At 59.4% G+C, this 12491-nt stretch carries 10 protein-coding genes; 4 read left to right on the forward strand and 6 right to left on the reverse strand.

The annotated features are described in order from the left end of the window. Positions 1-46 precede the first annotated feature (46 nt). Positions 47-1198, reverse strand: coding sequence for a glucoamylase family protein (locus tag HQN82_RS20300; protein WP_173616027.1), 1152 nt, complete (start codon positions 1196-1198; stop codon positions 47-49). Between the two features lie 325 nt (positions 1199-1523). Between HQN82_RS20300 and HQN82_RS20305 the strand changes: the two genes are divergently transcribed. The 3 genes from HQN82_RS20305 to HQN82_RS20315 are packed head-to-tail and all read left to right on the forward strand — an operon-like array spanning position 1524 to position 5645. Further along, a complete protein-coding gene (locus HQN82_RS20305; RefSeq protein WP_173615732.1) occupies positions 1524-2183 on the forward strand; it encodes an ABC transporter ATP-binding protein in 660 nt (219 codons plus the stop codon). After that, positions 2180-4588, forward strand: a complete 2409-nt coding sequence (locus HQN82_RS20310; protein ID WP_173615733.1) for an ABC transporter permease — start codon at positions 2180-2182, stop codon at positions 4586-4588. Before HQN82_RS20305 ends, HQN82_RS20310 begins: the two co-directional genes overlap by 4 nt. Then, positions 4578-5645 carry a lipocalin-like domain-containing protein gene (locus HQN82_RS20315; protein ID WP_173615734.1) on the forward strand — a complete coding sequence of 356 codons (1068 nt, stop codon included), beginning with the start codon at positions 4578-4580 and terminating at the stop codon, positions 5643-5645. The genes HQN82_RS20310 and HQN82_RS20315 overlap by 11 nt, the downstream gene beginning before the upstream one ends. Before the next feature lie 68 nt (positions 5646-5713). Here HQN82_RS20315 and HQN82_RS20320 read toward each other — a convergent pair whose 3' ends face one another. Then, the gene (locus HQN82_RS20320; protein WP_234823732.1) at positions 5714-6655 is read right to left on the reverse strand and encodes a GlxA family transcriptional regulator; all 942 of its coding nucleotides are present in this window, start codon (positions 6653-6655) and stop codon (positions 5714-5716) included. A gap of 121 nt (positions 6656-6776) precedes the next feature. Between HQN82_RS20320 and HQN82_RS20325 the strand changes: the two genes are divergently transcribed. Next, positions 6777-7571: an SDR family NAD(P)-dependent oxidoreductase gene (locus HQN82_RS20325; RefSeq protein WP_173615735.1), complete on the forward strand. Its 795-nt coding sequence runs from the start codon at positions 6777-6779 to the stop codon at positions 7569-7571. Positions 7572-7623: 52 nt separating this feature from the next. On the opposite strand, the gene HQN82_RS20330 is transcribed toward HQN82_RS20325, so the two are convergent. The 4 genes from HQN82_RS20330 to HQN82_RS20345 form a co-directional block, all read right to left on the reverse strand. Then, positions 7624-8136, reverse strand: a complete 513-nt coding sequence (locus tag HQN82_RS20330) for a 2'-5' RNA ligase family protein (RefSeq protein ID WP_234904884.1) — start codon at positions 8134-8136, stop codon at positions 7624-7626. A 71-nt stretch (positions 8137-8207) separates the two neighbouring features. Next, positions 8208-9332 (reverse strand): zinc-dependent alcohol dehydrogenase family protein, encoded by a 1125-nt coding sequence (locus HQN82_RS20335; RefSeq protein ID WP_173615736.1) that lies wholly within the window; start codon positions 9330-9332, stop codon positions 8208-8210. A gap of 457 nt (positions 9333-9789) precedes the next feature. Continuing rightward, positions 9790-11394: a gamma-glutamyltransferase family protein gene (locus HQN82_RS20340; protein WP_234904885.1), complete on the reverse strand. Its 1605-nt coding sequence runs from the start codon at positions 11392-11394 to the stop codon at positions 9790-9792. Between the two features lie 63 nt (positions 11395-11457). Then, complete coding sequence (locus tag HQN82_RS20345; RefSeq protein ID WP_173615737.1) at positions 11458-12480, reverse strand: ABC transporter substrate-binding protein; 1023 nt, start codon at positions 12478-12480, stop codon at positions 11458-11460. Positions 12481-12491 lie beyond the last annotated feature (11 nt).

Raw genomic sequence — 12491 nt, forward strand, 5'->3', positions numbered from 1 at the left:
CTCCCGGGGGGCGCTGCAGCCGATCATAGGGAGTGGCAGGTCTCCCTTACCGGGACGCCAGGAGATCATCTGCTCCCCGGTACCTGTCCGTGTGAAAGCCCAGCTTGATCAAGCCACGGCTGACCTCCGCCGCATTCATGAATAAATCCCAGATCAGGCCGCTGCGATGGTTTTCCATCATAGCAACCACCGGCCCCTGATCGATGGCGAGATGGGTTTTTGAAACCCAGCCGGTGGAAGGCTGGAAGGAATCCATCAGGCCGAAACGGCCCCTCAGCGCGCCGCCACGCCATTGCAGAAAGCGCACCGCCGCCCGTATTGATCGAACCGGCAGGAACGGTATGCTGGAGAGTGCAGCCGTCGTGGCAATGATGCCATGATCATCGGTTGGAGAATTGACGGCATACCCCTTCGGCCCGTCGCAGGCCGATAGACCCCATCCATCTTCCGGCGCGTAACGGGTGCTGCAATAGCGATAGTTGATGAGGCTATGGGCATGGACCTGCTCGAGATAATCACTGCAATAGGCATCACGCAAGCCGCGTGGATCGAGAGTGCAGAATGAATATTGCGACAGGAAGAGCGGACCTCCATACGGCTCGCCGAGCGGCAGCCTGACGCCAAGATATCTCGCGCCGTTTCTGATCTCGCCATCGCGCGCCCAGCCGGAGTGGTAGGAGACCGGGTTTATTGCATGCGCGGCCGATCCTGCCGCAAGAACGTAAGTGACAAGAGCCTCGTTCCATCCCACAATCGGCAGGTTCTTCGCCCAGCCGAAGCGGGGGCTCCAATGCCAGTAGAGAGGGCCGGGCTTTCCCTGTGTAAACCAGTTCCACTCCACTGCCTCCACGATGTGGGTAACCGACCGGCGCAGATCCATTTCCGTTGATGTCGGCTCGTCAAAGAACTCGCGGGCGCAGATCAGCGCCTGAACCAGAAGTGCAGTCTCAACGAGATCGCCGCCGTCATCGAACTTCGCAAATGGAATTGTCTTTCCGCCGGAGCTGTGGACAAAATGCGGAAAAGCGCCGTGAAATCGTTTCACCGCGCCGAGAGATCGCAGCATAAGGTTCGCCCGATCGATCGCCTCCTGCCGCGTAATCCAGGACCGGTGAACGCCGACAATGAGCGCAAGAAATCCGAACCCCACCCCCGATATGGATGTGATTTCGTAGATCGGCTGACCATCTGATCCCATGCGGTCCCTGGGAAGTCCGCTCTCGGGATGGCTGCCGGACCAGAAGTAGTCGAATGTAGTGCGATGCAAGTCATCAAGTTCAGCAGAAAATTCGTCCGTCACCTCAAACCTCGAATGATCCGCAGCAAATCGCAACCACATCCGCAAACAGGCTTATCCGACTTGGCCATTGATTCCAAATATCCGTGGAAGTGGTGGACATCGGATTGGTAGACAAAATCGGGGCCGGCTTCTCTCTCGCGCCAAGGGAACATCGTCGGGTCAGCTTGGTTGAAATCTGTGACCACATCCGATCATATAAGATCAGTTAGAGACCGAAGCTCCCATGATCCTATCAATTTCCGGCCTCAGAAAGACCTATCAGACCGCCGAAGGGACGATACCGGTTCTCAATGGCGTTGATCTGAGCGTTGACGCAGGAGAGAGCCTTGCATTGACGGGAGAATCCGGCAGCGGGAAAAGCACCCTCCTCCATCTTGTCGGCGGCCTTGATCTGCCCGACAGCGGCACCATCCTGGTGAACGGCCGTACGATCACCGATCTTAACGACAGAGACCGGGCAATATTTCGCCGGCATGACGTCGGTTTGATTTTTCAGCAGTTCAATCTGATTCCGAGCCTCGATGTCGGCTCCAATGTCTCTTTCCACGCAAAGCTCGCGGGCCGTTTTGATCGGACGTGGGAAAAGACACTGGTCGAAGCCCTGGGAATTGCGGCGCTCCTCGACCGCTATCCCGAGCAGCTCTCGGGAGGGCAACAGCAGCGGGTTGCGATCGCAAGGACGCTTGCGGCCCGGCCGCCGCTGATCCTTGCCGACGAACCGACCGGCAACCTCGACGAGAACACCGCAGATATCGTTATCGACATCATGCTGCGACTGACGACGTCAGCGAAATTGGCGCTTCTGCTCGTCACCCATTCCAGCCGGCTCGCCGCAAAACTCGATCGGCGCATTACCCTCAGCGGCGGGAAGGTGTCGCAATGAACGCGACCGCTTTCAGTGCGCTGCTCTCGCACTGGCGCCACAGACCCCTGCAATTCTTGATGCTCGTCATGGGCGTGGCGCTCGCGACAGCGCTATGGTCTGCCGTACAGGCCATCAATTCCGAAGCGCGTGCCAGCTATGACAGGGCGGCCTCGGTATTGTCTCAAAACCAGCTGGATCAGCTGGTAGCCAAAGACGGCGGCATGATAGCCTTGGAAACCTACGCCAGACTTCGCCGGGCCGGCTTGGATGTCTCTCCGGTGATCGAAGGTCAACACCGGTTCGGGACGACGCGTATCAGGCTGATCGGGATTGACCCGTTGACGATGCCCTCGGATGGATCGGTACTTCCCCCTTCGGACCGATCCGGCCTTATCGACTTCATGACGGCGCCCGGCGTTATGATCGTCTCACCGGCGACGGCCAGCGCCTTAAAGGATACAGCGGGTCTTGCCGTCAGACCGACGGCCAATATTCCCGACGGGGCGGCTTTCGTCGACATTTCCACTGCCGCCCGCATCCTCGAACGCAAAGGAGATCTCAGCCAGATCGTCATTTCACCCTCACAAGCAGTGGATCGTCAGGCGATCGCGGTTGCCGCACCGGACCTGACAATAAGAGAAGCGGGCGGGCGATCGGATGTTGCGCGGCTCACCGACAGTTTTCATCTCAACCTCACGGCATTCGGCTTCCTTGCCTTTGTCGTTGGTCTGTTTATCGCCTATTCCGCAACCGGTCTGTCATTCGAGCAGAGGCGAGGCACCTTCAGAACCTTGAGATCGCTCGGCATCTCGCTCAGCTCACTCACGCTGATGCTTGTTTTTGAAATTACGCTTTTTGCCCTCTTGTCCGGCGCCTTTGGCGTCGTTCTCGGCTATGTCATCGCTTCTGCACTTCTGCCAGGGGTTGCCGCAACGCTCAGTGGGCTTTACGGGGCGAGCGTTTCAGGCTCACTTTCCATCAGGCCTGAATGGTGGCTGGCTGGTCTAGGCATGGCGCTGATCGGGACGTGGCTTTCCTCGCTGCAACATCTATGGCGTGTCTGGCGGATGCCGATATTGTCCGCAGCGCATAGCCGGGCATGGACAATGGCATCGGTCAGGGGGCTGGTGCTACAGGCAACAATCGGCACATTTCTGATCGTGCTGTCCGGCCTGCTTGTCTGGACTGGCAGTGGGCTCCTATCCGGATTTGCGGTTCTGGCCGCGCTCCTGCTCGGCGCGGCGTTCATTCTCCCTCCTTTTCTCTCCTTTGCCATGAAGGCAGGCGAACACGTTTCCCGACACATACTGGTGCGATGGTTCTTTGCAGATACGCGTCAGCAATTGCCCGGGCTCTCCGTTGCTTTGATGGCATTGCTGCTTGCGCTGTCGGCCAACATCGGCGTCGGCACGATGGTCTCGAGCTTTAGAGAGACATTTCTGGGTTGGCTCGATCAGCGACTGGCAGCAGAGGTTTACGTGACAGCGCGAGACGAGACGGAAGCCGAGAAGCTACGCCAGTGGTTTCCTCAACATACGCGCGCGGTTCTGCCCATCTGGAGCAGCCGTGGTGACGTTTCAGGCGAACAGGTGCAGATTTTTGGTGTCGCCGATGATCCTACCTACAGGGATCATTGGCCGTTGATCCTTCGCTCGCCGACGACCTGGAATGAAATTGCGAGCGGCCGGGGCGCAATCGTCAATGAGCAGTTGTGGCGGACCGGCAAGGCTTCACCTGGCCAGAAAATCCAATTGCCAGGTGGCTGGAGCGCTATCGTGGTCGGCGTATTTTCGGATTACGGCAATCCGTCCGGACAGGTGATTATCGGCATTGATGCTCTTGTTGAGCACTATCCGGATGTCGAAAAACTGCGATATGGCCTTCGCCTTGCGCCGGAGGAGGTGGCGGATTTCCGACGCAGCCTGATGGACGAATTCGGCCTGCCGGAAGCCAATATCGTTGACCAGGCATCTCTTAAGCGGCAATCCGCAGCCATTTTCGAGCAGACCTTTGCGGTGACGGGCGCCCTGAACGTCCTGACGCTCGGCGTTGCCGGTTTTGCGATGTTTTCAAGTCTCTTGACGCTCGCCTCACTCCGGCTGCCGCAACTGGCCCCGGTCTGGGCGCTCGGACTTCGCCGTCGTGATCTGGCGTGGCTGGAGTTTATCCGCACCCTCGCTTTGTGGTTCATAACGTTCGTGGCCGCCATTCCCGTCGGGCTTGCTCTGGCCTGGGTTCTCCTCGTGATCATCAATGTGGAAGCGTTCGGATGGCGGCTGCCGATGATCCTTTTCCCGATGGAATGGCTGAAACTGGGCCTTGTCGCCCTCGTCGCCGCCATCATGTCGGTTTTGATCCCGGTCCGGCGATTGGCGAAAACGACGCCCACGGACCTTCTCAGGATATTTGCCAATGAACGCTAGGCCCATCATTCGTCTTTTTTTCGTCTGTTGTCTTCTCGCACCGGCGGCATCGGTAGCGCAGGGTTTCGCCGGACTGGGGTCGAATGCGGAAGGCTTCAGCGTTCCACGACGAGGGGTGCCGCTGGTTTTTCCACGGGAGCATGGGCCGCATCCGGACTTCAGGATTGAATGGTGGTACGTCACCGCAAATCTCCAGACCGCCGACGGTGAGCAGCTAGGAGCTCAATGGACGCTTTTTCGTTCGGCGCTTAAGCCCGGCGAGCGCGCCGGCTGGGCGGATCCGCAGATCTGGCTGGGCCACGCCGCCGTGACAACCGCCAGCCGCCATTATGTTGCCGAAAGACTGGCGCGCGGCGGCATTGGACAGGCGGGTGTCGGGGTCGCTCCTTTCAAGGCGTGGATAGATAATTGGGAGATGAAGACGGCAGTGACTGGACATGCCGACCCTCTCGATAAAATTGAATTGAACGCCAGCGGTAAAGGCTTTCATTATCAGCTCGAACTTCAGGCAAACGGCCCCTTGGTTCTGCAGGGGGACAGGGGCTTTTCGGTCAAATCAGCCGCCGGGCAGGCCAGCTATTATTATTCCCAGCCCTTCTACGAGGTCAGCGGCAACGTCGTTCTTGAGGGCCGGGTCCTGCAGGTGACAGGCAAAGCCTGGCTCGATCGTGAGTGGTCATCCCAGCCCCTCGCTTCCAATCAGACGGGATGGGACTGGTTTTCGCTCCACCTCGCATCCGGCGAAAAGATGATGGCGTTCCGGCTGAGAGATGACGAAGGAGGTTATACTTCTGCCAACTGGATTTCGGCCGATGGCACGACGTCGCCGGTCGATCCCCGGGAGATACAGATTTCGCCCTTGCGGACCGCAACGGTGAACGGCAAGGCGGTTCCGGTGGAATGGAACCTCAAGATTCCAAGCCGGGGTCTCGACATCAAAACGACGGCGCTGAACGAGCAGGCATGGATGGCGACTTCGACCCCTTACTGGGAGGGACCAGTCGAGTTTACGGGAACGGCCTCGGGACGAGGCTATCTGGAAATGACCGGTTATTGAACTCGGCTCTAAAGCGTCCGGGGTCTCACCCGGGGGAAAGGGCACCTATCTCTCTTCAGACTATTTAATCAGGCGGTCCTTGCAAGCCGCCTGATGGTTTGCGGCGGTTGTCCATACTGCCGCATGAAGGCATCGCGCATGCGCCGAAGATCGACGAAACCACTTTCGCGCGCGATCTGATCCATCGGGTGCCGGGTCTCCTCGATCATCAGGCGAGCTGCCTCAAGGCGGATTTGCTCCACGGCCTTGGCGGGTGTCTGGCCGGTTTCGGCATGGAACGCACGACTGAACTGGCGGGGCGAGAGTGCCGCGACCTCAGCCAGTTCCTCGACGGTCAGCGGGTTGGCAAGATGTGTCTTTGCATGGATCAGCGTCTTCTGGATGCGGTCACTGCTGGGTGCAAGTTGGAGCAATTCTGAATGTTGCGACTGACCACCGGCCCGGCGATGATGCATTACAAGTCTTCGGGCTATCGCGCCTGCCACATCGCGTCCCAGATCTTTTTCGACCAGTGCCACTGCGAGATCCAGGCCGGCGGTCAGGCCGGCCGATGTCCAGACCGGTCCCTCGTTGATGAAGATGCGGTCGTCTTCAACGCGCACCTTCGGGAAGGACCTGCGCATCTCCTGCGCATAGGACCAGTGAGTGGTTGCGCGCCGTCCGTCGAGAAATCCCATTTGCCCAAGCAGAAACGATCCGGTGCAGAGCCCTGCGACCCGCCGCGATGCCCTGGCCATTGCGCGCAAGGTGGCAAGCGTTGCTTCATCCTGCTGCGGAGGCGGAAGGAGGCCTGCCAGAAGAAGCAGTGTATCCACCTGTCCCACCTCATCGAGTTTTGTGGTCGGCACGGAAAAACCGCTGGACGACATGACGGGGCCACCTTCGACCGAGGTGATTGAGAGCGTATAATAGGTTTCATCCCTCAACACATTGGCCAACTCGAAAGCAGCCTGGACGCCCAACGCGAGAAACTGGAAACCCGGCGTCAGCACCATGGAAATATGAGGCACCCGTTCCTCCTATCCTGTGTCTTAAAAACGTAGTTTATACGTCATATCGGACAAAAGTCTTTTGGTCCATAACGTCCTTGTCGAAAGCGATGGCGCTTTTTCCCGAACAAGGAACAGACCAATGACCACAAAGGGAACTGCACTCATCACCGGCGCCTCAACCGGCATCGGCGCGATCTACGCTGACCGTCTAGCCGCGCGCGGTTATGACCTGATCCTTGTAGCCCGCAATAGGGACAAGCTGCAGTCGCTCGCCTCTGAGATATCGAACAAGACGGATCGTGTGGTTGAAGTGCTTGCCGCCGATCTGGGCGATACGGCCGATCTTGCCCGCGTTGAAAAAGTGCTGCGTGAAGACGCCGGCATCACGGCGCTGGTCAACAACGCCGGTATCGGCACCCACACGACGTTGCTGGAAAGCGATGTCGATCGTATGGAAGCCATGGTCCGGCTCAACGTGACCGCTTTGATGCGCCTGACATACGCGGCAGTGCCAGGCCTGGTGGCGCGCGGCGGCGGCACGGTGATCAATATTGCTTCGATCGTGGCGGTTGCGCCAGAACTGCTCAACGGCGTGTACGGTGGTACCAAGGCTTTTGTGCAGGCGTTTACCACATCGCTCAATCACGAACTCGCGGACCGTGGCATCCGGGCGCAGGCTGTCCTGCCCGGTGCCACCCGCACCGACTTCTGGGCAATCGGAGGCCTGCCGGTCGAACATCTTCCCGACGAGATCGTCATGCAGGCCGAGGATATGGTCGATGCCGCGTTGGCCGGGCTCGATCAGGGGGAAACCAGCACCATTCCCGCGCTCAGGGATGTCGAGCTATGGCACGCCTATGAGGCGGCACGTCTCGCGCTCGGCCCTCAGCTTTCCGCCACCCGGCCGGCAACGCGTCTGATCGCGGCAGCCTGAAACGTCCGCGCCTTTATGGTTTGAGACATTCCGAAATCTTCGTCGCAGCGTATCAATCGGTGAACGGCACGGTGGCCTCGCTTGCCCAGGGACCACCGAGATATCTCCACAGGTCAAGCCCTACAATCGTGATGTCGCGGGGCGAGAAGCCATCTGCAAGCGTGTGGTAAAGCTCGTTCGCCTTCGCTCGCGAAGCCTTGTTTTGAACCGTGATGTGCGGTCGCCACGCCTGCATGTCTTGGGAGCCAAGCCATTGGACGAAATCGCTCCGCAGGGCAGCACGAACCGAGTTCAGCGTCGCGCTTTCAATCGTGAACGCGACGCCAGCACCGAGGTGACGGACACCGCTGACTTGGGCCGAAATCACGCTGGTACCTTTCGCAATGGATCGAAGGCTTTCGCCAATTACGTCCACATATTCGCCTGGCAGGCGGTAAAACATCGTCAGATGCGCCCGCAGGAAATTCCGGTCCTGGGGGAAATATTGCTGACGAAGCAGGTCGAAGGGCATGAGATCGTGCTCTGCGATGCGGGCTGTCAGGATCATCGGATGGCGTGTCTTCAAATTAGCGGATCCGGGCTCGTCGCCCGGATTTCCGAAGCGATCTCGGTGGCAGTGGCATCCCGTTGCAGCTCCTAGAACTCGATGACCTGGCGTACCGCGCTGCCGTCATGCAGGCGGTCGAAACCTTCGTTGATATCCTCGAGCTTGAGCCTTGCACTGAGCAAACGGTTCACCGGCAGCCGCCCATCACGGTAAAGCGCGATGAACCGTGGAATATCGCGGACGGGCACACAGGTGCCGATATAGCTGCCTTTGAGTGTCCTCTCCTCGGCAACCAGCTGCACGATGTTCACCGGCAGGGTCGCGGACGGCGGCGGCAGGCCTGCGGTCACGGTCGTGCCGCCGCGTTTGGTCATCCTGAAGGCATTTTCGAGAGCGCGAATGGAACCGGCCATCTCGAATGCATAGTCAGCGCCACCGGAGGTAAGCTGTCGAACCTGTTCGACGGCATCTTCATCGCGTCCGCTCACCACTGCTGTCGCGCCAAGTTCACCGGCAAGCGCCAGCTTTTCCTCTGAAAGATCGACGGCGACGATCTTGCTTGCGCCAGCCGCCCGGGCTCCCAGCACCGCGGCGAGGCCAACGCCACCCAGCCCGATGACGACGGCGGTCGAGCCGGCCTTGATCTCAGCCGTATTCACGACTGCGCCCACGCCCGTCAGAACCGCGCAGCCGAAAAGCGCGGCTTCCACAAATGGCAGGTCGCGGTCGATCTTTATAAGCGAATTGCGCGAAACGACGGCATATTCGGCAAAAGCGGATACCCCGAGATGATGATGGACGGTTTGGCCGCGATAATTCAGCCTCATCGCGCCGCCGACAAGTGTTCCTGCTGCGTTGGCCGCAGCACCCGGTTCGCAAAGCGCTGGCCGACCTTCCGCACAAGGCAGACAATGCCCGCAGCTCGGCATGAAGACCATGACGACGTGATCACCCGGTTCGAGGTCCCGGACGCCATCCCCAAGGGCCTCGACAACGCCGGCAGCTTCGTGCCCCAGCGCCATCGGCATTGGCCGGGGCCTGTCACCGTTGATGACGGAAAGATCGGAGTGGCAAAGGCCGGCGGCGCGGATGCGAACGAGGACTTCGCCGGGGCCGGGCGGCGAAAGTTCGATTTCCTCAATCGCAAGAGGCCTGCTTTCGCGGTAAGGAGGAGACACATTCATCCTCTGCAACACAGCTGCTTTGACCCGCATTATTCCCTCCTTCACCGAGTTTCCCCAGAAATACACGATATCCGTCCACCAGTAATGCAAGGAGTGGCATAAACTGTTTTGAATTGGATTGACCAACCCGTCCGGAGTGCAAAAACCGGCGAGGAGCGTCGTCCTGTCCCTATAGCCAGCGCGGTCTGAATGCGATGGTGTCGAAAGCGATACGCGCTTCGAGCGATCTTTGCGCGTGGACGCGAAAGCAATGGCCAGATGCTACAGACCTGCTCTGGAGCAACGCTGTGAACACTCCGCTCGATATCGATGGAATACGGCGGAGAACTGGGTGCGCTCGATCCCGCAATGAGCGCCCGCTCAATCGCGAGTTTCGAAGGACAGTGGCAAGATCAGGATTTGCTCTTCACGAAAATCGCGCCGATGGCAGGAAAACCATTCGATACTCTTTGAGACCAGGGAGGGCGCCATGAGAGCTGCTGCTTGATCACGGAAACTGCGTTGCTGATTTTCGATCGGTGGAAACACGGAAGGCAACGCCTTCACCACGTGGATCGTGGGATCCAAGAATCGTTTGTTGATCCTGGATGCAGATGACGCCCGCCTGTCCGAAAATCGGCGACAGTGCCGGCAGTGGCAAGACGTCATGCCCAAGCGCAGTCAGTCCCCCGATAATGTTCGCGCCAGGCGACTGCTCGACTTTCAGGCTGTGGTGCACGTCGGAAAAGGTCTTGCCAAGCAGAAAGCGAGGTTGCGCCAAAGCCTGTTCGGGCGTCATGCCGTAGTCGAGCAGGCCTGTGAGCACCAGCGACAATGTCTGCGGCTGGCCATCTGCCCCTTGCGTTCCGTAAAGCAAATAGGGGGATCCATCCCTGAACGCGATGCCCGGGTTGAGGGTATAGAAGGGCCGCTTTCCAGGCTTTATGGCGTTCGGATGGCCGCATGCAACCGAAAACGCCGCGCCGCGGTTCTGCCAGATGACGCCGGTGTCGCCAACGACCACGCCGCTGCCCCAGTCGAAATATGTGCTCTGAAGCACGCTTGCACAGCGCCCCTGCTCGTCGGTTGCCGCGAAGAAGACCGTGTCACCATGCTGGTAAGCATGAGGCCATTCGAGCGCCCGCTCGTGGTTGATGGCCTGAGCTTTCTTCTCAAGCCGGGTTGGGTCAAGAAAGCCGGGAGTGTTGCCGTCGGCGACATCCGGGTCGGCGATATACTCGCGATCGAGGAACGCCTGTTTCACGGCTTCAACCAGAAGGTGGTAACGCGCTGCGCTTGATGGCGATAGTGACGCCAAATCCAGCCGGGACAGAACGCCAAGGATTGCAAGTGTGGAAACCCCCTGCGTCGGCGGGGGCGGCGCGAAAAGCGTTACGCCGCGATAGTCCTGCGACACGGGTTCCGCATCGCGGGTGCGGGTGAGCTGCAGGTCGGCAGCGGTGATCGGCGAGCCCAGCGAAGCCATCGCCTCTCCAAGGCGGCGCGCCAACTCTCCCTCATAGAAAGACCGGTAGCCATGCTCGGCGATGTGTCGAAGGGTTCGAGCAAGCGGACGTTGCGTGAAAATGCCCATGCTTGCTGGATGATCAAACGCGACTGCGAAACCCGGCCATTGGGCTATTTCGGTGCGTCTGAATTCAAGCCAGAAATCTTGTGTGCTGCCCGGCTGGTATCCGTTTTCCGCAAAAGCTATTGCGGGCATGAGAAGATCGGAAAGCTGCTCGCGGCCTTGCCAATGCTGCTGTCCAAACGCCAGGGCATGACCCCAGCTATCTACGGCGCAGGCGGTCGTGATCATGGAAGAGGGGCCGCGCAGCGGGATTGCCGTCTGATAGTCGGGAAGGACCGCCGCGGCCTGACCTATTCCCAGAAAGGACCGGCGGAGGCCCTGCCTGTCGGCGACCAGCCATACGGCATCGCCGCCCAGACCGCAAAAATGCGGCATCACCACCGCAAGTGTCGCAGCGATCGCAACGGCCGCCTCGATAGCATTGCCGCCACGACTTAGTACTGCTGCGCCGGCTTCGCTTGCCAGGGGATGTGGACTCGTGACCATTCCCGGCAGGGCAGCTTCCGGCACACGTAGCGACATGATATTTCCTCTCTTGACCGACTGGCCGGAAACTTCCGGCCAGGGATGTACATCGTGGCCCGCTCAGTCGATCTTGTAGGCGAGCTTGCGGTCGTCCAAGGACGGCAGGAACTGGCGGGTGAATACCTGTTCGGGCCTTGGCTTGGAGGGCAGCTGATAGCCTTCGGCGACGATATCGATCGAGCGCGCAAGACGAGCGTCATCAACGTCGCCGAGGCCGAGCCTTTCGACTTCCGGCGAGATGATCAGGTTCTCGTAGGAGAATTTCATGCGCGCAAGTTCGAGTTCTTCCTTGGCAAGATTGTCGTAGGCCAACACGGCCTCTATGCCTGCCTTGGAATTCTCGGCGATTTCCCTGGTGGCCTTGTTCACCGCGCGTACCAGTCCTTCCACCGCTTTCGGGTTTTCCTTGACGAGTTTCTGCGACACCATCATGCCGTTGGCGTAGAGATCAAGGCCATAATCGCCGAAGGACAGCCAGTTATAGTCCTTTGCCGGGTCCTGGCGGTTATTGATGAGGTTGAACCAGCTGGTGATGTTGAACACGAGGGCTCCGTCGATATCGCCCTTGATGAGCATCGGCTCCTGCAGGTTGGGACCCATGTTCTCGATCGCGACCTTGGTCATGTCAACCTTGTTGATCGTACCCAGCACGTTGACGAGGCGGGTTGTAGGTGTGCCCTGCGCGCCGCCCAGCTTCTTGCCTTCCAGATCGGTCGGCTTGGTAATGTTGGTTTCCTTCTTGCTGACGATGGCGAAGGGCGGCTTGCTCCACAGCTGGTAGACCATGATGGGCACGTCGTTCGGCCGCGTGGCGGCATTCTGGATGATGGCATTGATATCGCCGAAGCCGGCATCGTAGACGCCCGACATGATACGCGTGACCGTTGCCGCCGAACCTTCGCCCTGATCGATGGTGACATTGAGGCCCTCGTCCTTGAAGTAGCCCTTCTGCAAGGCGAGCAGGAAGGGGGCGTCCGAGCCTTGCGTCTTCCAGCCGAGCGTGAACTTGATATCCGTGTCAGCCCGGGCGACACCGCCGAGGCAAAGGCTAAGTGCAAGAGTCGAGATCAGTTTCTTCAGCATGTCTGGCTCCA

The organism is Agrobacterium pusense (assembly GCF_013285525.1).
In the GTDB taxonomy this organism is placed as follows: domain Bacteria; phylum Pseudomonadota; class Alphaproteobacteria; order Rhizobiales; family Rhizobiaceae; genus Agrobacterium; species Agrobacterium pusense.

Excerpts from the sequence above, each read along its gene's own strand:
- HQN82_RS20300 (WP_173616027.1), bottom strand. The coding sequence starts at position 1,198 with ATGGGATCAGATGGTCAGCCGATCTACGAAATCACATCCATATCGGGG.
- HQN82_RS20305 (WP_173615732.1), top strand. The coding sequence starts at position 1,524 with ATGATCCTATCAATTTCCGGCCTCAGAAAGACCTATCAGACCGCCGAA.
- HQN82_RS20310 (WP_173615733.1), top strand. The coding sequence starts at position 2,180 with ATGAACGCGACCGCTTTCAGTGCGCTGCTCTCGCACTGGCGCCACAGA.
- HQN82_RS20315 (WP_173615734.1), top strand. The coding sequence starts at position 4,578 with ATGAACGCTAGGCCCATCATTCGTCTTTTTTTCGTCTGTTGTCTTCTC.
- HQN82_RS20325 (WP_173615735.1), top strand. The coding sequence starts at position 6,777 with ATGACCACAAAGGGAACTGCACTCATCACCGGCGCCTCAACCGGCATC.
- HQN82_RS20335 (WP_173615736.1), bottom strand. The coding sequence starts at position 9,332 with ATGCGGGTCAAAGCAGCTGTGTTGCAGAGGATGAATGTGTCTCCTCCT.
- HQN82_RS20340 (WP_234904885.1), bottom strand. The coding sequence starts at position 11,394 with ATGTCGCTACGTGTGCCGGAAGCTGCCCTGCCGGGAATGGTCACGAGT.
- HQN82_RS20345 (WP_173615737.1), bottom strand. The coding sequence starts at position 12,480 with ATGCTGAAGAAACTGATCTCGACTCTTGCACTTAGCCTTTGCCTCGGC.